The sequence below is a fragment of the Caballeronia sp. dw_19 genome, from assembly GCF_018449515.1.
GTDB lineage: Bacteria > Pseudomonadota > Gammaproteobacteria > Burkholderiales > Burkholderiaceae > Caballeronia.
In genome coordinates this window covers 1-22,135 of the sequence record NZ_JAAVUQ010000018.1, presented here as the reverse complement: position 1 = coordinate 22,135, position 22,135 = coordinate 1, and the positions used below count along the sequence as shown (strand labels likewise).

Below are 22,135 nucleotides of genomic sequence, written 5' to 3'. Positions count from 1 at the left end.
AAATGTGTATGTGCCTCGAACCACGTAGTCAACCCTGCTGGAAACGAGGTCGCGAAGACGCGGGCGGGCGTAACCGACGAAAATAGCTGTACAGAACGCGCGGCCAATTCAAAAAAACTGAAGCAGTAAACACAAACACGCAAGAAGCTGTGGCCTATGAATACGGTCGCACAGACCAGGTAGCTAACCCGCGAAGAACCGCAGCCGTAAATACCTGTAAGGCCGTGCGGGTTCCTTGGCAATTGTGCTTGCCCGAGAGCGTACGGGGCGAAGCGTGTTCGTGTCAGGATTCGCGAGAAGGAGGGGTTCAAACATCCGTCGCTCTGGCGAGCACCGTGCTTTTGGGGCACCTATGAATCAAAACTGCACGCTGTGGACACTTAGGGTAGCGTGGTTGAAAGCGTTTTCTTTGCTTCGTTTCTTTGTCGCTTTGGACAAAGAAATGACGTGCCGCCACGCACAGTGGCTAATAGTGATAAAGAGAAAATCCGACTCTCGCAGACCACTAACGCTGAAAGCAGCAACCCGGCATTGACTCAGACCACTACCGCCGAAACCACCACCCCAACATCAACCCCGACCACTAACCATGGAACCCGGACCAACCCCAACCGCCCCCCAAAAAACCGTCCACCGGCGCGAGCGAAAAATCAATCTCTAAACCAACACATCCGAGAACACCCGATTAGCAAAGTGGCTCGAATCCGTGCTGCCGTTCAACACGCCCACGGTCTTCAAGTCGTCCGCGTACAGCGCAATCTCCTTCTTGAACGCATCCCCCGTCGGATGATGATGATCCGTGTGACTCTTGAGCATGGCGGTCAGTTGCGCCACGTCCGCTTGCGGCGCGTACTGCGCAAAGATAGTCGCCGCTTCCGCAGGATGGTTCGCCGTCCATTCAGTTGCGTCGAGCAAAGCCTGCGTCAATGCCTGCGCCGTCGCACGATCTTTCCTTACCAGCGTCCCACGCACGCCGAGCACGCAGCACACGCGCGTCTGATACTCACCGCACAGGTTGTTCGACACCTCGTAGAGATGGTCCGATTCCCGCAGCATCCAGATGGTCGGATCGCCGTCCGCTATCGCATGGATCTCGCCCTTCTTCAACGCCTCGCCCAGCAAGTTGGCCGGATACTGACGCCACTGAACATCGTTATCCGGATCAATGCCGATCTTCTTCAGCGTGATAGCAAAGAAGTTCTTGGCTGGACTCGCCATGTCGCTCACGCCCACTATCTTGCCGCGCAAGCCGGGCAGATCGACAATTCCCGAACTGCGCGTCGCGAGCAAGCGCATGCAGCCGCCGTGAATGCCGGCAGTAAGCTTGACATCGAAGCCCTGTTCCAGCGGCTTGATCCAGCGCAGCGCCATGCCGACCCCGGCATCCGACTTGCCGGTTGCAATGGCTTCGAGCAACTGGTCCGTGGACCCAGCGAAGTTGATCAGCTCAACGTCCAGGCCACGCTTGGCAAAGAAGCCCTGCTTGACCGCCACCGGTACCGGCGCCGTACAAATCGCACCGGCATTCCACGATAACTTCAACTGTTTCAACCGGCTGTTGTCGGCACGGGCAGGCAATCCTGCAAGACCAAACGATGCCCCGCCAAGTGCCGCCGCACCAGCGGTCCATGCGGTCTTGCGCAGCCACGCGCGGCGCGAAATATTCTCCGGCACGACGGCTTTTTCGCCATCATCGGCATCAGGACGATTCATCAAACATTCTCCACGGGTCGTTCGTTATTGATATTTTGTCTGTGTGATTTTGATCAGGAAACTCACTTGCCACCTCAAGCAACCAGACCAAGTAACGCAAGCACTTCGCGCCTGAGTTCAACCAGCTTGGGATCGTCTCGATGCCGCGGATACGGCGCGTCATTGCGCACTTCCGCAGTCACCCTTGCCGGTCGCTCACTGAAAACAATCACCCGGTTTGCAAGGAACAACGCCTCTTCCACATCGTGTGTCACAAGCAGCACGGAGAAGCGCGCGTCCAGCCACAACTTCACCAGCTCGCCTTGCATCCGCAGCCGGGTGAGAGAGTCCAGCTTGCCGAACGGCTCATCGAGTACAAGCAACTCGGGATCGTTGACAAGCGCGCGCGCCAGCGCAACACGCTGCGCCATGCCTCCGGACAACTGATGCGGGTAGGCGGCCGCGAAGTCGGTCAGACCGACCAGTTGCAACGCGGCGTCTATACGCTGTTCCGCCGAACGCTCGCCATCGGGAAGAGACTCGACCGAGCGAGCCCGGCTCCACGGAAACCGCCGCCGTCTGCGCTGCGCCTCGGGTCCAAGGCCAACATTGGCGCGTACCGTGCGCCACGGATACAACGTCGGATCCTGAAACACCACGACCCGCGACGGGTCCGGACCGCGTATAGCCACCCCGTTCGACGACACCGTGCCAACCGCAGGGGCATCGAGTCCGGCCACGAGCCTGAGCAAGGTCGACTTGCCACAACCGCTGGGCCCGAGCAATGCGACGAACTCACCCGGTGCAACCGAGAAGCTGACATCGTCGAGAACCGGCAGCGCCGCGCCGTGCAGCGAGAACCGATGACTCACGTCGCTGACGTCGATACGCGCGCCGGTTGCCGCGGCCTTGAATGCCGGCTGCGCGGCTTGCGCCGATTGCGCAACACCTTGCGTGCTTACCATTTCAACAACCCCTTCTGCCAGGCAAGTAACCGGTCTCTAAAGCGGAACAGCAACGTGATCAGGCCCGAGCACATGAGCGCCATGACCAGCAACGCCGCGTACATGTTCGAGTAAGCCGCCCATCCCTGCGCCCATTGCAAATACCAGCCGAGCCCTGCTTTCACACCCATCATCTCCGCCACGATCAGCACGGAAAACGACGCCCCCAACCCCATGAAAAGTCCGACGAATACAGACGGCAACGCCGCCGGTATCGCAACCTTCAGGATCAGAAAACCGGGCCGTGCGCCAAGCGTACGGGCGATGTCGTAGAACGCGCTGTTGACGCCGGCCACGCCCGACCATGTAAGCACCGCCACGGGAAAGCCGGTGGCGAGCGCAATCAGGAACACGCTGGCGCTAAAGCTCGACGGAAAGAAAAAGAACGCCAGCGGTAACCAGGCGGTAGCCGGCAACGGACCGATCAGCCGCAATACCGGATGCAGCCAGTACCCCACTGCTCGCGACCAGCCGATCCCGACTCCTGTCACAAAGCCCACTATCGCTCCGATCACATAACCATAAGCAAGCAATCCGAAAGAATGGGCGACGCTTGATCCGAGGCGGGGGAAGTCATCGAAATAAACGGCGATCAGTGCTTGAGGGGGAGCGAAAAATGGCCGAGGCAGCCATTCGAGTTTCGCGGTGAGTACTTCCCACGCCGTCACCGCCACCGCGAGCGCAACGAACCAGGGCATGGCCGCAAGCCAGCGTTCAGCGCGTGATTGAGGCGCATCGGCCTGGCGCGCCAGGAGGCTTCTGCGCGCTGCCACGCCTATCAGCAACGCCGTCACCGCGAGCACCAGCTTGAGGACCAGCAGATGACCGGTGTAGGGCCACTCGTCCGCGTCAGGCCACCAGCGCGTCAAGCCGGCGCTGGCGAGCCATGCCAGTGCTGCCAGCCATGCGGGCAACAGGCTCTTGCCCGCCTCGCTCGAAGACGCCGCGCTCACGCGGGCCGGTTGCGTCCGGGTGCTCGCCGCATGCGGCTGGAACCCGACGCTGGGGTGTCCGGAGGCTGGATCGAAATGAGGAGTGCCGGACATGATGGGGAAGGCCCTCGTTACGTTGAAAAACCTGTGCGCACGCACTGGAGCCGAATTGTCGAAAACGCGTTATCTCGCTACAAACGCTAAGACTAGCGACGTGCCGGACTCTTAACAATTATTCGTTTGCGATAAGTTTATGAGGCCACGTGCTTTATCGATTGCATGAACGTTCAGACGATATCGGCCCTCTCTCCTTGCCACACACTATGCGCATAGAGCGTCTCGTTGAAGTCGGGAGGCACCTCGCCATTCAGGCGTTCCTCGTGGCGATCGAGATCGGCGAGAAACAGATCGCGGCTGATCCGGCTCACCACCGCCGGGATATCGCGCTTCATGCTCGGCACGTCGCCTACCGGCACACCGGAGCTGACGAGGCCCGCAGGGTTGTAGACGTGAAGGTTCGCGAGATACGGCGCCGTTCCGGGGATTTTCTCCAGATACTCGAGCGCTGCACCAAGGTAGGGATGAGCACCGAGATAGTCATCGCGCTCGCTATCCGCGGGGACATATCGGTCACGCCACAGCAGGATGTCTTTCGATACCGCTGAAAGCTCAGGACGCACAGCCGGGTCGACAAGATAGCCGGTACCCGCGATCGCAAAGTCGAACCGGAAGTGCTCGTTGCCTACCTGGGCCGCAATATGCCCGCCCTCCGCGCTTGCGTGATTCCAAGCCGCGCCAAGATGCAGATGAAAGTTCGGATGCTTCGTCACGCGTTCCACGGCGTCGACCGGAGGCGTTGAACCTGCCTGGCGGAAGCGCAATGCCTGACGCCAGCGCAAGGCGTCCGGTAACTGCGGGTAGTTGTCGTACGCACCGGGGTACGCTCGGGTACGCGTGATAGGCACGGCGGGAATCGCGGGGCGGCGCACAAAGAGATGCACCTGCCCGGCGCCCGCTTCGAGTGCCGTAGCAGCGGCGTCGAAAGCGGACGCCGCACCGCCGATCACCGCCACCGCTTTGCCACGCAGTGCAGTGAAATCGATAGGCTCGGAGGTATGTGCGTAGAGCGAGCGCGGCAGGTTCTCGTATAGCACAGCCGGTATCTGTGCAGCGCCATTACCCGCTACGCCGTTGCACAGGATGACCTTGCGTGCCGTCTCGACATGCTCGTCACCCTCCGCGTTCAGCAGGCGCAACCGGAAGTGCGAGTCCACCGGTTCAATCCGCGTGAGACGCGTGGCATAACGAATCGGAATCTTCAGGAAGTGTCGATACCACCCAAGATATTCGGCCCAGCGCACGCGAGGAATCCGGTCGATATCCGCATAGGCCGCCGCGCCCCAACGCGCTTCGAACCATGCCTGGAAGCTCAATCCCGCCACGCTGAGTTCCGGCCCTGTCAGCGTCTTCGGCGTACGCAATTTGTTCATGCGCGCCCGGTTGAGCCAGACGCCCGCACTCGCTTCGTCGGCTGCCGCATCGATCACCGACACCTTGCCGATACCCGCGTGCCGCAGCGCGAACGCAAACGCGACGCCGGTCTGTCCGCCGCCAACGATCACGACGTTGTGGTCGATACCCGCGCGGTCCGGCACCCAGTTATCAGGTCGGGGCCTAGCAGGCGCAGCGCATCGAGCGCGTTTGCATCGGGATTGGCGGCTGTGGTTGTCATTGCGCGGGTTGATCAGGAAATGGAGGGATGGTCGAGATATTGAAAAGGGACGCGCGCGCTGGCAACCAAGCAATTCAACTTTGCTTAGACGCTTTTTGCGGAAGGGCCGGGAAGGTGTGCTTGCCGTTGGGCCCGGACTATGCGTTCTCCAAGCGGACCGGGTTATATCTGTCAGGCGCATGCACGTTTGTGCCTGGTGCTGCCTGACCGGTTCTTTATTTCACTTGGACGAATATTCCCGATGCCAGGCGAGCAATTGCTTTGAGGGAGGCATGTGCCACTTATTGCCTTCATCGATGAGAAAACCGCTTCGGTGCCACTCCTTCACGATCTTGTCCAGCGCCGCCACGGTGTCCGTCTCACCCTTGCGCACCCAGATCACCGACGGTGAAGGAATCAGTTGGTCAGGCATCGGTGACTCATAATCCTGCCACTCGCCAGAGGTGCTGGCGAGCCGGGCCTGGATACCGGGCGTCACATGGACCGACGCCACGCAAGTCCCGCCGCGCAACGCCAGCAATGCTTCGGGCATGCCCTTGAAACCCTTGACCTGTGCCCCGTATTGTTCAATCAGCGGACGCGTGTAGTTGCTGCCTTGCGAAACACAGACAGGCTTCCCACGCAGATCGTTCCAGTCGTGAATACCCGCCCCCTTGTGAACCATGGCCGAGCCGCCGATCTCCTCGAACGGCGTAGGCACATAACTCAGTATCTCGTCGCGCTCTCTCGTGTACTGCATGCTCGCGATCAGCGCATCGACCTTGCCCTGCTGAAGGAATTGCACGCGGTTCGGAGGCGTGACTTCCACCACTTCAAATTTCACGCCGAGTCGTCTGGCAAGATCCTGCGCGAGCTCGACGTTGTAGCCGACGGGCTCGCGAGTCTGCGGGTCGAGTGAACCGTAGGTGCCGTCGAGCACGACTCCGACGGTGAGCGTGCCGCGTGACTTGATCCGGTCGAGGGTGGCATCGGCGTGAACGGCTTGCGAGAGTGCAAGCGCGGTCAAGGTAAAGCTTAAGAAGGCGGCGAAGCGAAATCTCATTGGCTGGGACTTTCCGTGGCGGGTGCATCGATACGAAAAACAGCGAGTTCATCAGGTGCGCATTGCGCGATCAGACCGGTCTCCCAGTCGAGATACTGGCGAGCGGCGTCGAGGTTGCCATCGTGACGATCGTGGACAAAGAACAGATAGTCGATACGCGCGGCATCGGCGGGAACATCGGGCGTCGATGCCAGCGGCAAGCCCGCTTTCTTCCAGGTATGGATTCCATTGGCGGCGAGATAAAGCGACGTGAAACCCAACTCGCGCAAGTCGGTTGCTGCAATGTCCGCTATCGCAGGTTCATGCGCGAATAGCAGCAGCGTGTCGCCCGGTGCCGCCTTGAGCGCGGCGAGCGTTTTCGCGAGTTGCGGACGAATCGACCAGTGCGCACCAGCAGCATGTTCCCGCCGGTAGGCGGCGCTCGATCGCAAATCCAGCAGCAACACATGGCCCGTTGCGGCTTCGCGCAACGCGGCCGTGTCGAGCAGCGGCAAGGACGATTGTGCCGATGCAATCTGCCTGGCGAGGTGCAGTGTAGTTGCATTGGGGGCATCGATCAACGCGGCCTCGAAGCCTAACTGCACGAGCCATGTAGCAATCACAGGAGCGCGGACGCCGTCGTAATCGACCAGCAGCACGCGGGCACGCCGCACGCCAATGGTCTGGTCAGTTGCCTGTACTAATTGCCCTCCCGGCGCGTGGACGGCACTCGGCAAGCCGTCGTGCGCGAACTCTTCCGGCGTACGGACATCGATCAGGAAGGTCGTCCGGTTCGGATCAGCAAGCCATTCTTGCGCGGCGGAAGCATCGAGCGTTGCAACGTGGAAGCGGGCAGCAAGCTTGGCCGCGCGCGTTTGCGCGTCAGCAACCGCCGCTTCGTTCAAACCCTCCGGGTAGCGGCGCTCACTGCCATGTTCGAGCTTGAGTCCCGCGAGCGCCCAGCCTTGCGTGCCATTCTCCAGCGCGATCACCGGATTCGGCACGCCAAGGTTGCGCAAGGTCTGAGCACCGATAATGCTGCGCGTGCGCCCTGCACAATGAATCACGATCGGTGTGGCGGGGTTGGCTACCAGCGTTCCGATCCGATACGCCAGCTCGCCGTTCGGCACGGGAATAGCGCCTGGGATCGTCATCTTTCGATGTTCATCGAGCGTCCGTCCGTCGAACAACACATGAGCTCGTCCTTCTTCGATCAGAACCGCAAGCTCTTCGGGCGATAGATGCGGTGTGCCATACGCGTGTTCAACGAGTTCTCCAAAGGTCTTCGATGGCAGATTTACGCCCTTAAACAGCGTATAACCCGCCGCCTGCCAACCGCGCGCGCCATCACGCAGGATGGATACCTTCGTGTAGCCGAGTGCTCGCAACCGACGTGCTGCGAGTACCGCGATACCTTCGTTATCGGCGTGCTCGCCGTCATCAAGCAAGACGATCCGCGTGCCGGGTTTCGGCACCAGTCGAGGCGCATCGATCTCCAGCCGGCTATAGGGCAACGGGATCGCGAAGAACGGATGCCCTTCACCGAACTGCCCGGCTTCGCGGACATCGAGCAAGGCGATTTCGGCTTTATCGTTGAGCCATGTGCGGACAATGGATGCATCGACGAAAGCCACATCGTTTCGGGTTGAGGTCATTGGAGAAGGGCCGGAAGAAGAGATGGACAGCGTTCAGGACAGCACGCTGCGAAACGCTTGTGCAAGGTCGAGGATTAGATCGTCCGCATCCTCCAGCCCAATATGCAACCGGATCACGGCTTCCTGTCCCTGCCAATAACTATGGGAACGCAAACGCCGTGGCGGTGCGATCAGCGCAAGGCTTTCATAGCCGCCCCATGACGCGCCAATGCTGAATAGGTGCAACTGGTCGATGAAAGCAGCAGCGTGGCCGGTATCGGCGTCACGCAAGGCGAACGAGACAAGCCCGTTCGCGCCGTGGAAATCGCGCGACCACAATGCGTGTCCGGGATCGGTAGCCAGCGCCGGATGGAAGATGCGCGTGACCTGGCGCACGCGTTGCAGATACGACGCGACGGCAAACGCGCCGCGTGCATGTTGTGCAAGGCGTACGGGGAGCGTACGGATGCCGCGCAATGCGAGATAGGCGTCGTCGGCGCTGACGCTTAAGCCCAACGCGTCGTGGGCCTCTCTTAAGCGCTGCCCGATGCCTGCATCCGCGGTTGATACCGCGCCTTGCATCAAGTCCGAGTGTCCGCCGAGATACTTGGTGACAGCCTGGATGGAGACATCCGCGCCCAGCGCCAGCGGTTGATAGAGCAAGCCCGCGCCCCACGTGTTGTCCGCGGCGAGCAGGACCCCTTGCTCGTGAGCAAAATCCGCAAGCGCGGGGAGATCGATGATCTCGTATAGAAACGAACTCGGCGACTCTGCGTAAATCAGTCGCGTATTGGCTTGAAGCAACTTATGCGGCAAGCCGTCGGCTGCGCTGAAATAGCTGAATGCAACACCCAGCCGCGTAAGCAGCGGTTCGATCCGTTCGCGCAAGGGGCCATAGACACCGTCGTGAACCAGCACGTGATCGCCCGGCGACAACAAGCCGATAAACACCAGTGAGATTGCCGACAAACCTGAAGGGGCAAGCAGCACATCACACGCCCCTTCCAGTTCCCCGATAGCCGCTTCCAGCGCCCGGTGTGTCTGCGTGCCATGCCGTCCATACGTGCTGATGGCCTCACCTGCCTCGCGCCGTTTATGGAGCGCCGCGTGGCTCAACGTGTTCTCGAAACGAACCGTGCTCGTGCGTTCGACCGGTACATTGACCGGCGCGGCGCCATCGATGAACGCAGGCGCACCGGCACGCATCAGGCGCGTCGCTTTACGCAGCAGGGGCGGACTCATCAGCCAACCGCCTGCGTGTCACTGTGCAGATGGGTCGTGTTGTAGCGCACTACACGCCCGGTATCGAGTTCATATCCGAGGCGGCCAGAGAGCGTTTCCAGCGGCCGCCCATAGAGATGAAAATGCAAGGTGGGGGTTGCACCCGTCACGTGGATGCTATGAATGTCTTCAGGCAGGAACGCGATCGATGTACCCGGACGCACCACGACTTCCCGCTCGAGATCGAGCGTGGCGCGTTCGGGGTCCGTACCGTCGTCGGTACGCTTATAGACACGATTCAGTTCCTCGCCATCGAGCGCCGCGATGACTGCCCACGTGTCGTGGTTATGCGGAATAGTGGTCTTGCCGGGCAGCAGCGAGTTGAGATAAAGCGCGAACCCGTCCTCGCCGGGATTCAGCCTGTATCGCGTCGACGTATCGCCGCTGCCTGCTTGCGGCGGCGGGAAATCCCCGGCAGTGAACAACTCGGCGTGGTGCACGGCGAGCGCCTGCAAGCGCTCGCTGATGGCATCGAGCGCAGCGCGGGTCACGCCCTGCTTCGCCACCATATGACGTACATGGTCCAGCAATGCGGCAACAGCGGCCTGGCGTTCGCCAATCTGATCGGGTGCGGAGGTTGCGGTCATGTCGGGATAGGGTCGTAAAAGTTTTGCAGGAGTCAGGTGCCGGCCAAAGCGAGAGCGGCACCGCTTCGCGAGCGTTTGCGCAGTGCGCGCCGGTCCTCGCCGCGTGCGCGTTGAAGAAACAGGCGTGTGCGTTCGTTCTCCGGTGCGGCGAAGATTTGCGAGGGCGCGCCGTGCTCGACAATCAAGCCACCCTCCGTGAAAAACACTTCATCGCTGACATCTTCGGCGAAACGCATTTCATGCGTGACCAGCACGCAGGTCTGGCCGTCGTCGACGAGTTCGCCAATCACCGTGAGGACTTCGCCCACTGTTTCCGGATCGAGCGCAGACGTCACTTCGTCGAAGAGGATCAGGTCGGGGCGCATGGCAAGCGTCCGAGCAATAGCGACACGCTGCTGCTGGCCTCCGGACAGCTCGCCCGGATATGCATTGGCCTTGTCAGCCAGGCGCACCTTCGCCAGCAGGGCGTGTGCGTCGTGCTCGGCTTCGGCGCGACTGCGTCCGAGCACGCTCATGGGCGCGATGGTCAGGTTGGCGAGCACGTTCAAGTGCGGGAACAGGTTGTATTGCTGGAACACAAACCCAATGCGCTTGCGCAACGCTATTTTCTGCGCGTCGGTGCGCTGCGCGCGGACATCGATTCCGTCGACATGCACATCGCCCTGCTGCGGCGAGATAAGGCCGTTGATCACACGCAAGAGCGTCGACTTGCCGGAACCGGACGGCCCGATGATGGAGACGGCCTCGCCTCGTCGCACGCGCAGATCGATGCCCTTGAGCACCGGTACCGTGCCGTAAGAGAGGTGGACATCGCGCAATGAAACCAGCACTGGATCAGCGCTCCGGTCAACGCCCGATCGTGCCGGCGCAAGGCCAAGCGGTGAAGCGTCCTGAAGCGGATCGAGCGCGAGCGCCAGCAGACTCATGCGACCTCCACGGAAGTTTTTACAAGGGTCCTGACGGCGCGTTTCGAAAGAATCAACTGAGTCATCGCGGGGTTCCTTCTCAAGCGCACGAAAGCATGCTGGAGCGAAGATTCTAAGAACCATGCCGCTTTTCGATAACCAAGCATTCGTCGAATCGATAGCAGCCTCCTTGCTAAAGATGCCAAAGATGCCCCCGAATGCAACCGCTCCCTGCGTACTTTTCTAAGTCCTTAATCCACCAGTCTTATGATTTGCTTAGCAGATTCGCTTCCTTGGCGACGCGCGGGCGCTTACCTATTCTATTGGGCTCTTCTGCCGCTATTCACCGCTATGATCCTGACGAACTTCCGCTGCCTGCTTAGATCCGTCGTGCTGGCATCGGCCATGGCCTTTTCCTTGACTGCACACGCGGACGCGACCCTGGACAAAATCAACTCCCGCCATGAACTCGCCGTGGGTGTGTTGATCGGCGGCAGTCCGTTCGGTTCACTCGATCCCGCGACGCAACAGCCGCGTGGTTTTAATGTTGACCTGGCTAACGAACTCGGTAAAAGGTTGGGCGTGAAGGTGCAGTTGGTGTCCGTGTTGCCCTCCACACGGGTTCAGTTTCTTCAGCAGGGCAAGGTCGATATCCTGATCGCAAACATGGAGTACAACACCCAGCGCGGCGAAATGCTGGACCATGTACCCACGCCCTACTATCGCGTTGGCGGAACGGCAATCACGCTTAAAACAAGCGGTATTACGCGCTGGGAAGATCTGCGCGGCAAGCCGGTTTGCATTTCGCAGGGCAGCAGTTACATCCGCCCGATAGTGGAACGCTACGGTGCGATCCCGCGGGCCTTTCCGGGCGCCTCCCAGTCGCTGCTGGCGCTGCGCGGCGGCAGTTGCATCGCAGCCGTTCATGACGCTGCGCCACTGCTTTATCCGCTGCTGCAGAGTGACCCCGAGTGGCATGACTATCGCGTCCTGCAGCCTGAGCTGGAACCCGCACCGTCGGTGATCTGGGTGCGTCAGGGCGAACACGATACCGCCGCCAAACTCGATACATTCGTGCGCGACCTGCATCGCAACGGCTGGCTTATTGCGACCGAGGCGAAGAACGGGCTCAACCCGCCGTCGCCCGCGCTGGCTGAATGGCATCGGCAATTGCCCGTGGAGAACTAGCATGGACACGCTGCTGCACGGCTTCGTCACGGCAACAGCGCGTCTTGGGCTCGACTACCGCTTCCTGCTCGACGACTACGAGCGCGTGCCGTTCGTGCAGGGTCTGGGCGTGAGCATCGAGATCATTGTTTCGACCATGACGGCCAGCGCCGTTGCAGGGCTCGTGTTGCTGCTCGCACTGCGCGGCCGCAACCGGCTGGTTTCCGGACTGGCGCGCGGTTTCATCGAAATCACCCGCAATGCACCCACGCTCGTACAGCTCTACTGCGCGTTTCTCGTGCTGAACATGCTGATCACGCAATGGCTGCATGCACGCGGTATCGATAACCCGTTCAAGCCGTTCTTCTGGGTCGTACTTGTACTGTCGCTGCATAAAGCCGCATTTCACGCCGAAGCGTTGCGCGCCGGCTTCGACGCACTGCCCTCTCAAACGCTTGAAGGTGCAGCCTCGCTCGGTTTCAGCCGTGCCGCGCGTTTCTGGCGCATCGAGCTGCCGCTCGCGTTGCGCTCGGCGCTGCCTGCTCTCGTCAACAACATGGTGGAACTGGTGAAAGCGTCGGCGGTGGCATCGGCTATCGCCGTGGGCGATGTCACCTACCAGTCCATCATGATCTGGACCCAGCGCGACAATGTGCTCGCTTTGATGCTGCTGATTCTCGCGTTCTTCGGCGTGCTCACCTGGCTGGTCACGCTGGCCGGCCGCTGGCTCGAACGTCGTTACAGGATTCCGGGTTATGGCTACTGATTCTGCGTCAGCCACGGGCAAGCTCGCTGGCACGCGCTTGCCGCCCGGCATCTACGCCGTGCTTGGCATTGTCGCGGTGGGCGCCACTTTGTGGTCACTCGCGCCCGAAGCAGGCTCGCGCGGCGAGACCCTGGCACGTCTCGTAGAATGGGCTCCGGCGCTGGCCCACGGCTTTGCGATGAACGTGCTTATCAGTATCGGCGCGATTTTTATAGGGACATTGATCGGCCTGCTTGCGGGTGCCCTGGCGATGTCTAAATCCTTCGCCGGGCGGTTGGCAAGACTGTGGATTGTCGCGTTTCGCAACGCCCCATGGCTCGTGCTGATCTACTTCACGACCTACGTGTTCCCCTTCGAGATCCACGTTTTCGGCACTACCGTACCGTTCCCGGACTGGCTAAAGGTGATGCTCGGGCTTGCTCTGCCAGCCAGCGCGAACATAGCGGAAGTATTTCGCGGCGCGGTTGCTTCCATTCCTTCAGCGCAGTGGGAAGCGGCGGCCTCGCTTGCGTTTTCCCGTTCGCAAATCCTGCTGAAAATAGTCGTGCCGCAATGCGTTCGCCGCATGTTGCCACCATGGATGAACGTGTACGCCATCATCACCATGGGCACCGCGTTGTCGTCGCTGGTGGGCATTCATGACCTGCTCGACACCGCGCAGATCGCCAGCAGCACGGTCGCACGCAGCAGCTTTACGGTGCTGACCTACGTCGCGACGCTCGTGATCTTCTTCGCCTACTGCTATCCAATTTCGTGGCTCACGCGCACGTTCGAAAAACGGCTGAGGACCGTGTAAAGCGCGGGCCCGATACTTCCAGCACAACGTGCAAAGCAACGCTTGAACGACGTCATTTGCAACGCACGAATGCTTCTAACCGCTTGCGCGCGGATTGCTTATAGTCGAAAGCCTTTCACGAGACACACTTGAACCGGGGCTTCCGATGAAACGCTTTCTCTCCTCCTTGCGCGCGTGCGCCGGTGTTGCACTCTTCGCCGTGGCCGCGAGTGCCGCTCACGCGCAGTCGCGTGAAGTCGTGATTGGTTACCAGGACATGGTCGTACCGTGGCGTTACGCTCAAGTGAGCGGCGCAGTGGAAAAAGCGACCGGCTATAAGGTGACGTATCGCAAGCTTGGCAGCGGCGCCGATGTGATCCGCGCGCTGGCATCCGGTTCCATTCAACTGGGTGAAGCCGGTTCCAGCCCGATCGCGGCCGGCCTCTCGCAAGGGGTGGACATCTCCCTGTTCTGGATCCTCGACAACATCAACGACGCCGAAGCGCTCGTTGCCCGTGACGGCTCCGGCGTGACCAGGATAAGCGATCTCAAGGGCAAGAAAATCGGTCTGCCGTTCGTCTCCACCTCTCACTTCCACGCACTTGTCGCGTTGCAAAATGCCGGCGTCGATCCGTCTACGGTGAAGATCCTGAACCTGCGGCCACCTGAAGTGGCTGCGGCGTGGGAACGCGGTGACATTGACGCCACCTATATCTGGGACCCGGTGCTGGCGAAGGTCAAGAAGAACGGCAAGGTGCTGATTACATCGGGTGAAGTCGCGAAGGAAACCGGCAAGGCAACCTTCGACGGTTTCGCTGTCAGCCGCAAGTTTGCGCAGGATAACGATGCATTCGTGACGGGTCTGGTCAAGGTGCTCGCCGCCACCGACGCCCAGTATCGCGATCACAAATCTGCCTGGACAGCCGGGTCGAAGGAAGTCGAGGATGTGGCGAAGGAATCGGGCGCGACCGCTGCCGACGTGCCTGCCAGTCTCGCGCTTTACGCCTTCCCGACACTCACCGAACAGGCTTCACCGGCCTGGCTTGGCGGTGGTGCTCAGTCGGGCGCCGCGAAGTCGTTGGCGGCCACTGCGGCCTTCCTGAAGGCGCAGGGCACGATCCAGAACCTGCTGCCTGACTATTCGGTCGGCGTCGACCCACGTTTCGTACAGCAAGCATCGCGATGAGCACGCTGGACATTCGCGGCCTCGGCGTGACCTATGAGGGCGCGGCGACGGCCGCTCTGGAGGGCGTCGATCTGCAGATCGACAGTGGCGAGTTCGTGGTTGCGCTTGGCGCCTCCGGATGCGGCAAGACAACGCTGCTGAACTGCCTCGCCGGTTTCATCGATCCGACTGCTGGCGAGGCGCGGCTGAACGGTGAACCGATCGTCGGGCCCGGTGCCGAACGCGGTGTCGTGTTTCAGAAATATGCGTTGATGCCGTGGCTCGATGTGATTGATAACGTCGCGCTCGGACTTCGTTTTCAGGGTGTGGGCCGCACGCGGCGTCGTGAGATAGCGCGTGAAACGCTGGCCCTCGTCGGTCTGGAAAAACATGCGGATGCGCGAGTCTACGCGCTTTCGGGCGGCATGCAGCAACGTGTTGGAATCGCACGCGCGCTTGCGAGCGATCCGCAGGTCCTGCTGATGGATGAACCGATGGGCGCGCTTGACGCACTTACGCGCGAGACCATGCAGGAGCTCGTGCTCGATGTATGGGGCCGCACCCGCAAGACTATTTTCTTCATCACGCATAGCGTGGAAGAAGCGTTGTTCCTGGCGACGCGGCTGGTTCTGATGACACCGGGTCCTGGCCGGATCGCCGAGAGCCACGCGTTGCCGTTCGCGCGGCAGTTTCTCGAATCGCGCGATGCACGCGCGGTGAAGTCATCGCCTGCGTTCATCGAATGGCGCGAGCGGCTGGTTCGGCGACTGCATGGCGGATCGCACGCCGCGCTGCAGGAGGTGATTTGATGAGTTCGATCGACTCGCTACCGCCTGCCGCCGCCATGTCGCAAGCCAAGCGCAGACGCAAGCCACGGCGTGGTCTTCCCGGCGAGGGCCCGACCGCGGTCCTGAGTGCGGTGTCGGTCGCTGCTATTGCCGTGCTGTGGTGGGCGGCCACGGCTTTTCATTGGGTGCCGCCGCTTTTCCTGCCCTCGCCGCAGGCGGTGTGGAGTGCGTTCATTGACGCGTGGAATGGCCGTATTCAAGGCGGCCTGCCACTGTCCGAGCATTTGCTGTGGAGCGCTATTCGTGTGTTCGGCGCGTTCGCGCTGGCGAGCGTGACGGCCGTGCCTGTCGGCATCCTCATGGGGGTGAGCCGCATCGCGCGGGGCCTGCTCGATCCGCCGCTGGAGTTTTATCGGCCGCTGCCGCCGCTCGCGTATTTACCGTTGGTCGTGATCTGGTTTGGTATCGATGAAACCGCGAAGCTGATCGTGATCTATCTTGCCTGCTTCGCGCCGATCGCGATGGCTGCGCGGGCAGGTGCGCGGAGCGCTACCGCTGAGCAGGTGAACGCAGCGTATTCCCTTGGCGGGAGCTTTGGGCAGGTCGTGCGGTTTGTTGTGCTGCCGGCCGCGTTGCCCGAGATTTTGACGGGATTACGGATCGCGATTGGGTTTGGCTGGACAACGCTGGTTGCGGCCGAGATGGTGGCGGCAACGGCTGGGCTTGGGCAGATGGTGCTCAACGCATCGAGCTTTCTCAGAACCGATGTGGTGGTGATGGGGATTGTGTTGATCGGATTGATTGCATGGACCTTCGATCTCGGTATGCGGGCGCTGGAGCGGCGGTTAGTTCCCTGGAGGGGGAAGGCTTGACGGGTGGTTTGCTCGCGCCGGTGGACCGGGGTTTTGGCGGGTTTGGGGGCGGCGGTCGGGGTGGTCGGTTCTGGGGTTAGCGGTCGGGGTTGGTGCCGGGTTGCTGCTTTCAGTGTTAGTGGTCTGCGAGAGTCGGATTTTCTCTTTATCACTATTAGCCACTGTGCGTGGCGGCACGTCATTTCTTTGTCCAAAGCGACAAAGAAACGAAGCAAAGAAAACGCTTTTAAAACACGCTACCCTAAGTGTCCACAGCGTGCAGTTTCTATTCATAGGTGCCCCAAAAGCACGGTGCTCGCCAGAGCGAAGGATATGTGAAACCCTCCTTCTCGCGAATCCTGACACGAACACGCTTCGCCCCGTACGCTCTCGGGCAAGCACAATTGCCAAGGAACCCGCACGGCCTCACGCGTATCTGCGTATCTGCTTCTGCAGTTCTTCGTATGTCGGCTGCTTATTCTGCGCCGTTCTCTTGGTGGGCTACACGACCGGGCGCATATTTGAAGCGTCGTTTTTCGTAGGTTGATTGAGTGGCCTGCGCATTATTTTGTCGGTTATGGCCGCTCGCATTTTCGCGACCTGGTTTCTCGGTGGGTTAGCGACGTGGTTCGAGTTGCGCACATAGTTGGTGGTTGGCGTCCGCGGATAGCGCGGGGTGCCCCTTGGGCAGATTCAATCACTGGTGGCGAAGCGTGTGGGTATCGGTGTTCGGAGAAGGAGGGGTTCAAACATCCGTGGCTCTGGCGAGCACCGTGCTTTTGGGGCACCCATGAATGAAAACTGCACGCTGTGGACACTTAGGGTAGAGCGGTTAAAGCGCTTTCTTTGCTTCGTTTCTTTGTCGCTTTGGACAAAGAAATGACGTGCCGCCACGCACAGTGGCTAATAGTGATAAAGAGAAAATCCGACTCTCGCAGACCACTAACGCCGAAAGCACCAACCCGGCATTGACCCCCGACCACTAACCCTGAAACCTGGCACCGCCCCCCCGAACCCCCACCCCCCGTCCACCGGCGCGAGCAAAACCCAATCGTGTATTCGGCACATTTTTAAAAATCATGATAATTTACGTTCCGTTCACTAAGAACAAGTTCTCGGGGCGGGGTGAAACTCCCCACCGGCGGTAATCGCGTACAACATGTGCGCGTAGCCCGCGAGCGCTTTGTGTGTTGCCCCGAAAAACATGGCAACACACAAAGGTCAGCAGACCCGGTTTGATCCCGGGGCCGACGGTCATAGTCCGGATGAAAGAGAACGGGACGGCGTGCGTCCCTCTGCGCGAAAGCATGTGCGTTGAGGAACCATGCCGTCCTTCGCCCTGTTCACACAAACAGGCTTAAATTTATGACGCTCTCCACTACTCTCGAAAGTAATCCCGCCGTTAGCACGGCAGCAAAACCCCGTGCCCGCATCGCATTCATTCAAGCGTGCTGGCATCGCGACATTGTCGACCAATGCAAAGCGTCCTTCCTCGACGCCATCCAGGCACAAGGATTCAGCCGCGACGACATCGATCTCTATGAAGTCGCCGGTGCCTTCGAAATCCCCCTGCACGCGAAGCTGCTCGCTCAACGCGGCGACTACGCGGCTATCGTTGCAGCCGGGCTCGTGGTAGACGGCGGCATCTATCGGCATGAATTCGTGGCGCAGGCCGTCATCACCGGCTTGATGCAAGTGCAACTGGAAACCGGCACGCCGGTCTTGTCCGCTGTGTTGACACCACATCACTTCCACTCGGGCGAAGAACACACGAAGTTCTTTCGCGAGCACTTCGTCGTGAAGGGCGTTGAAGCAGCAACTGCTTGCGCCGATACGATCCGCAAGATCACAGCGCTAGCGAACACCCGATAACGTTGGGCAATGCAAAAGGCAAAAGCGTCACGTGGTCATTTCAACCCATGTGGCGCTTTTTGCAACGACAGCACACTCAGGATGTGAAAGCCGCTTGATCAAGCACGACCATTGACTGGATTCCCTTGCGTTCAATCCAGTAAAACACGATGATGCATCGCAATTGCGATGCATGGAGCGTGAATCATGAAAACAGCGACATTCCCGTCGGTACGGGTCGAACCAGAATTGCGCGAGGCTGCCGAAAGCGTCCTGCAGGAAGGCGAAAGTCTCTCCGGTTTTGTCGAACAGGCGATTCGCGAGAATATCCTGCGTCGACAGCATCATAGCGAGTTCGTTGCTCGCGGACTTGCGTCTCGTGACGATGCGAAGCGTAGCGGCGACTATATTTCGGCCGAGGAAGTACTTTCTCGCTTGAGTCAGCGGCTAGATGCAGCGAAAACGCGGAGCAAGACGCGCCGATGACGTTCGAAATACGCTTTACCGGTAGTGCCGCAGAAGATCTCGAACGACTTTACGACTTCATCCTCACACGCGATGCGCTGGACGTATCGCTCGCCGAGCGTGCTCTTCTCGCAGTCTACGAGGGTATCGCCACACTTCGTGCTTCACCCTTTACCTGCCGAAAGGCGCAGCCGAATGTTCCCTTTCTGCGGGAGCTGATTATCCCTTTCGGGCGATCCGGCTATGTAGCGTTATTCGAAATAGACGACAGCGATACAGTGACAATCCTGGCGGTACGAGATCAGTTGGAAGACGACTACCACTAACTGTCCATGACGAAATTATTGGCGTAGCTGAACGTAAGCGCAAGATCCGGGGCGTATCGAACGCCTTCGCACACCATGATGATCGGGCCACCTCCCAAGGAGCCTCACGTCATGCACCCGCCGTCAAACCAGCGCACCACCCTGCCGTCGGCGTTCCATCGTTTAGCATGGTCGAATCTGCTGGCACAGTCCGCCGAACAGATCAGTCTTGCCGCCGCGCCGCTCGTTGCAGTGTTCCTGCTGGGTGCAAGCGCCGCGCAAACGGGCCTGCTGCAAACCGCCCAGACGCTGCCCTTCCTGCTGCTCTCGTTGCCGATGGGTGTCTATGCCGACCGTCACTCGCGACGCGCACTGATGGCAAGTGCCGAAGCCGTTCGCGTACTGGCAATGCTCACGATCCTTGTGCTGATCGGAATCCATCTGCTCACACTGCCGCTGCTTGCTGTTTGCGGTTTTATCGGCGCGGCGGGTACGGTCGCTTACAGTGTCGCAGCACCATCGCTCGTTCCGTCTCTCGTGCCTCGCGCTGCGCTGCCGGCTGCAAACGGCCGTATCGAGTTGGCCAGAAGCGTTGCGTATTCGGCGGGGCCGGCGCTAGGCGGGGTGATCGTGGGCTCCGTGGGTGCGGGTTGGGCCTACGCGGTGGCGAGCTTGCTATCGGCCTGCGCCGTTGCGCTGCTGCGCGCGTTACCCGTCTCAGCGCATCTGCCCAGGACCGGTAGGCATTTCCTCGCCGAGGTCCGCGAGGGCGCCGCTTTCGTATTCCGCGACTCGCTGCTTCGCCCCATTCTTCTTACCGCGGTTTTCTTCAACCTGGGCTATTTCGTGTTGCAGGCGGTCTACGTGGCTTATGCGGCCCACCATCTGCATATGTCCTCATGGGTGATCGGCGTGAGCCTGGCGGCCTATGGCGCGGGTATGGTGGCCGGTGCGCTGGCGGGACCCGAAGTGTCCAGGCGAATTTCGTTCGGCCGGACCCTCGTGATCGGCCCTGTGTGCGGCTTCCTGGCATCGGTGCTGATGAGCGCGACCTTGTTTTTTCCGCATGTATGGATGGCTTGCGTGAGCTTCTTTTTGCTGGGTGCCGGGCCAGTGCTGTGGACAATTGGATCAACAACATTGCGCCAGGCAATCACACCCCACGCTATGCTCGGCAGAGTGTCGGCCATCATGAGCACTGCAACCTATGGAGCGCGTCCCGTGGGCGCGTTACTCGGTGCAGCGCTCGCGACGCAGACCGGCGTGAGCGCATGCCTGCTGATGTCGACGGCGGCTTTCGCAATCCAGTTAGGGGTAATCGTTCTGTCTCGGGTCACGCAACTGGCGGCACTTCCTGGAGGCGCGGCGTCTTGATCGGGAACCAGGCCAGGTCGATCGCTGAATGAAGCGTGAAGCAGCCGTTCAGGTTTGTTATCCATTGGCATCTGGTTTCCATTGTCCACTTCGTCCCTATAGCTTTCGGGAGCTTTCGGGACCGCCTCGCCTGCGCTAAAGCATGATGGTGCTAACGTGTCTTATACCAGCGCGATATCGTCAAACTTCTCTGAGCCGCCTATCCGGAATGATTTTTGCTCTTGGTCCGATGACACAAAGCCAAGCATAGCCAGGAGAAAGCGATGCGAAAGGAAACGCCGCACCCATTGCAGCCGTCGCACCCGTTGTCGTCAACGGACTCGTTGGACACAGTCCCTGACACCTTGAGTCCCGCTTACGCGACCCATCACCCTGTTACCCGCGCCTTCGATATCTTCGCGAGTGCCGTGACCCGATGGACCGGTTCCCCCGTAGCGTTCGGCCTTGCGGTAATCAGTATTGTGGTCTGGGCTGTGACCGGGCCGGTTTTCCACTACTCGGAAAACTGGCAACTGGTGATCAATACCGGAACGACCATTGTCACGTTCATCATGGTGTTCCTGATCCAGCAAAGCCAGAACAAGGACAGCGTGGCGCTTCACCTGAAACTCAATGAGTTACTAGCGTCTCACCGGTCTGCGGACAATCACCTGATCGGGATCGAGGATGCCTCTGAAGAGGAGCTACGACGACTGGCAGCCGCTTATCTCCGGAAAGCGGCCGGCGAAGATGAGGCACCCGTCGCGCATGCCTCCTCTTAGTCGCCGTGCGTTTATTTGGCAGCAGTCCTGCTGCCTTTCTCGAACAGCCATGAGTTGGCGGGATTATCGGTCGTATCCAACTGGCACGGGGGTCATGTGAACGAGAAAGTGCGGCAACTGATGGCGCAGATAAAGGTGCTGGAGGATGAGCTGAGGGCCGTTGTGCATCAGGCGGAAGTGCCCCTGTTCTATCGCGTGGACGGCAAGCGGATCAGATTCGACAAGTCGGTCAGGGCGGCACACCAGCAATCGAAGACGGGACTGCTGCAATGGCTCTTCAAGAGTCGTCCGCCTACTGTCGTGGTCGCGCCCGTCATCTATGGGCTGATCGTGCCGCTGCTGTTCCTCGACCTCGGCTTGAGTTTGTATCAGGCCATCTGCTTTCCTGTGTACAGGATCAGCAAGGTCAGGCGTTCGGACTATATCGTGATGGACCGGTGGCACCTGAGCTATCTGAACTTCATGGAGAAGTTTAATTGCGCGTACTGTGCGTATGCGAACGGCTTGCTTGCTTATGGAACGGAGATCGCCGCGCGTACCGAACAGTACTGGTGCCCCATCAAGCACGCTCGAAAAATACTCGGCGCCCCGGCAAGGACTCAAGCATTCCTTCCCTACGGCGATGCCGAAAATTACCAGCAGCGGCTGTCCATGTTCCGTGATGCGCTGGCAGCCGACTCCGGCAAGCCGGATGTCCCGAGCGACCCTCCTGCGTCTTGAGCCGTTTGAGCCAACGCGCAACATGGCATTCCGGCAACACGTTCAATGGCTTGTCGGAACGCGGGGGTGTGGCCGTTGCATCTGCCGCAAGACCGTAGTCATGCTCACGGTATCGGAGGGCTTTCCCCGATACCTTTGAAACAGGGTAGTCGCCCGGTTGCAAATATGGCAGTCAGGTCGTGGCGCAAAACACGTGCTCGTCGTCGAACGCGGAGCGCTGGCCGAACGAACGCCGGCCGGAAAGTCGAATGCAGATCAATGCACCCACCTTGATCGCGCGAGCCGCCGTTTGTAGTGAATCGAGGTCTTTGCCCCCGTTGAGCACTGCGATGAGGGCGTTCATGTGCGTCCCTTTTTGT

20 protein-coding genes, 2 pseudogenes and 1 riboswitch are annotated in these 22,135 nt (G+C 60.2%); of the genes and pseudogenes, 12 read left to right on the top strand and 10 right to left on the bottom strand.

Annotated elements, in window-relative coordinates; translation table 11 throughout:
* Window positions 1-657: 657 nt before the first annotated feature.
* The 9 genes and pseudogenes from HB376_RS22745 to HB376_RS22705 all read right to left on the bottom strand — a co-directional run bounded on the left by HB376_RS22745 (window position 658) and on the right by HB376_RS22705 (window position 10,809).
* Window positions 658-1,713, bottom strand: a complete 1,056-nt coding sequence (locus HB376_RS22745; protein ID WP_213765928.1) for an ABC transporter substrate-binding protein — start codon at window positions 1,711-1,713, stop codon at window positions 658-660.
* A gap of 74 nt (window positions 1,714-1,787) precedes the next feature.
* On the bottom strand, window positions 1,788-2,657 hold the full coding sequence (locus HB376_RS22740; RefSeq protein ID WP_213765927.1) for an ABC transporter ATP-binding protein: 870 nt from the start codon (window positions 2,655-2,657) through the stop codon (window positions 1,788-1,790).
* Window positions 2,651-3,742 (bottom strand): ABC transporter permease subunit, encoded by a 1,092-nt coding sequence (locus tag HB376_RS22735; protein WP_213765926.1) that lies wholly within the window; start codon window positions 3,740-3,742, stop codon window positions 2,651-2,653. Before HB376_RS22735 ends, HB376_RS22740 begins: the two co-directional genes overlap by 7 nt.
* Window positions 3,743-3,915: 173 nt before the next feature.
* A pseudogene (locus HB376_RS22730) lies at window positions 3,916-5,360 on the bottom strand (NAD(P)/FAD-dependent oxidoreductase).
* Window positions 5,361-5,580: 220 nt separating this feature from the next.
* The gene (locus HB376_RS22725) at window positions 5,581-6,402 is read right to left on the bottom strand and encodes a transporter substrate-binding domain-containing protein (RefSeq protein ID WP_213765925.1); all 822 of its coding nucleotides are present in this window, start codon (window positions 6,400-6,402) and stop codon (window positions 5,581-5,583) included.
* Window positions 6,399-8,036, bottom strand: coding sequence for a rhodanese-like domain-containing protein (locus tag HB376_RS22720; RefSeq protein ID WP_213765924.1), 1,638 nt, complete (start codon window positions 8,034-8,036; stop codon window positions 6,399-6,401). The genes HB376_RS22725 and HB376_RS22720 overlap by 4 nt, the downstream gene beginning before the upstream one ends.
* A gap of 33 nt (window positions 8,037-8,069) precedes the next feature.
* Complete coding sequence (locus HB376_RS22715; protein ID WP_213765923.1) at window positions 8,070-9,257, bottom strand: PLP-dependent aspartate aminotransferase family protein; 1,188 nt, start codon at window positions 9,255-9,257, stop codon at window positions 8,070-8,072.
* A complete protein-coding gene (locus HB376_RS22710) occupies window positions 9,257-9,883 on the bottom strand; it encodes a cysteine dioxygenase family protein (protein ID WP_213765922.1) in 627 nt (208 codons plus the stop codon). Before HB376_RS22710 ends, HB376_RS22715 begins: the two co-directional genes overlap by 1 nt.
* Window positions 9,884-9,915: 32 nt before the next feature.
* A complete protein-coding gene (locus tag HB376_RS22705; protein ID WP_213765921.1) occupies window positions 9,916-10,809 on the bottom strand; it encodes an amino acid ABC transporter ATP-binding protein in 894 nt (297 codons plus the stop codon).
* A gap of 330 nt (window positions 10,810-11,139) precedes the next feature.
* Between HB376_RS22705 and HB376_RS22700 the strand changes: the two genes are divergently transcribed.
* The 12 genes from HB376_RS22700 to HB376_RS22645 all read left to right on the top strand — a co-directional run bounded on the left by HB376_RS22700 (window position 11,140) and on the right by HB376_RS22645 (window position 21,776).
* Window positions 11,140-11,976, top strand: coding sequence for a transporter substrate-binding domain-containing protein (locus HB376_RS22700; RefSeq protein WP_213765920.1), 837 nt, complete (start codon window positions 11,140-11,142; stop codon window positions 11,974-11,976).
* Between the two features lies 1 nt (window position 11,977).
* Window positions 11,978-12,721, top strand: coding sequence for an ABC transporter permease subunit (locus HB376_RS22695; protein WP_213765919.1), 744 nt, complete (start codon window positions 11,978-11,980; stop codon window positions 12,719-12,721).
* Window positions 12,711-13,517 carry an amino acid ABC transporter permease gene (locus tag HB376_RS22690; RefSeq protein ID WP_213765918.1) on the top strand — a complete coding sequence of 269 codons (807 nt, stop codon included), beginning with the start codon at window positions 12,711-12,713 and terminating at the stop codon, window positions 13,515-13,517. Before HB376_RS22695 ends, HB376_RS22690 begins: the two co-directional genes overlap by 11 nt.
* A 145-nt stretch (window positions 13,518-13,662) precedes the next feature.
* Window positions 13,663-14,682: a taurine ABC transporter substrate-binding protein gene (tauA, locus tag HB376_RS22685; RefSeq protein ID WP_213765917.1), complete on the top strand. Its 1,020-nt coding sequence runs from the start codon at window positions 13,663-13,665 to the stop codon at window positions 14,680-14,682.
* A complete protein-coding gene (locus HB376_RS22680) occupies window positions 14,679-15,470 on the top strand; it encodes an ATP-binding cassette domain-containing protein (protein ID WP_213765916.1) in 792 nt (263 codons plus the stop codon). Before tauA ends, HB376_RS22680 begins: the two co-directional genes overlap by 4 nt.
* A 35-nt stretch (window positions 15,471-15,505) precedes the next feature.
* Window positions 15,506-16,321 carry an ABC transporter permease subunit gene (locus HB376_RS22675; RefSeq protein WP_255631515.1) on the top strand — a complete coding sequence of 272 codons (816 nt, stop codon included), beginning with the start codon at window positions 15,506-15,508 and terminating at the stop codon, window positions 16,319-16,321.
* Window positions 16,322-17,407: 1,086 nt separating this feature from the next.
* Window positions 17,408-17,581, top strand: a riboswitch (FMN riboswitch).
* Between the two features lie 84 nt (window positions 17,582-17,665).
* The gene (locus HB376_RS22670; RefSeq protein WP_213765914.1) at window positions 17,666-18,172 is read left to right on the top strand and encodes a 6,7-dimethyl-8-ribityllumazine synthase; all 507 of its coding nucleotides are present in this window, start codon (window positions 17,666-17,668) and stop codon (window positions 18,170-18,172) included.
* Window positions 18,173-18,358: 186 nt separating this feature from the next.
* On the top strand, window positions 18,359-18,637 hold the full coding sequence (locus HB376_RS22665; RefSeq protein WP_213765913.1) for a YlcI/YnfO family protein: 279 nt from the start codon (window positions 18,359-18,361) through the stop codon (window positions 18,635-18,637).
* Window positions 18,634-18,942, top strand: coding sequence for a type II toxin-antitoxin system RelE/ParE family toxin (locus tag HB376_RS22660; RefSeq protein ID WP_213765912.1), 309 nt, complete (start codon window positions 18,634-18,636; stop codon window positions 18,940-18,942). The genes HB376_RS22665 and HB376_RS22660 overlap by 4 nt, the downstream gene beginning before the upstream one ends.
* A 111-nt stretch (window positions 18,943-19,053) precedes the next feature.
* On the top strand, window positions 19,054-20,295 hold the full coding sequence (locus tag HB376_RS22655; RefSeq protein ID WP_213765911.1) for an MFS transporter: 1,242 nt from the start codon (window positions 19,054-19,056) through the stop codon (window positions 20,293-20,295).
* Between the two features lie 263 nt (window positions 20,296-20,558).
* Entirely contained in the window at window positions 20,559-21,056 is a 498-nt protein-coding gene (locus HB376_RS22650) for a low affinity iron permease family protein (protein ID WP_213765910.1), read from the top strand.
* Window positions 21,057-21,152: 96 nt separating this feature from the next.
* Complete coding sequence (locus HB376_RS22645) at window positions 21,153-21,776, top strand: hypothetical protein (RefSeq protein ID WP_213765909.1); 624 nt, start codon at window positions 21,153-21,155, stop codon at window positions 21,774-21,776.
* A gap of 172 nt (window positions 21,777-21,948) precedes the next feature.
* Here HB376_RS22645 and HB376_RS22640 read toward each other — a convergent pair.
* A pseudogene (locus HB376_RS22640) lies at window positions 21,949-22,135 on the bottom strand (hypothetical protein); the annotation flags it as partial.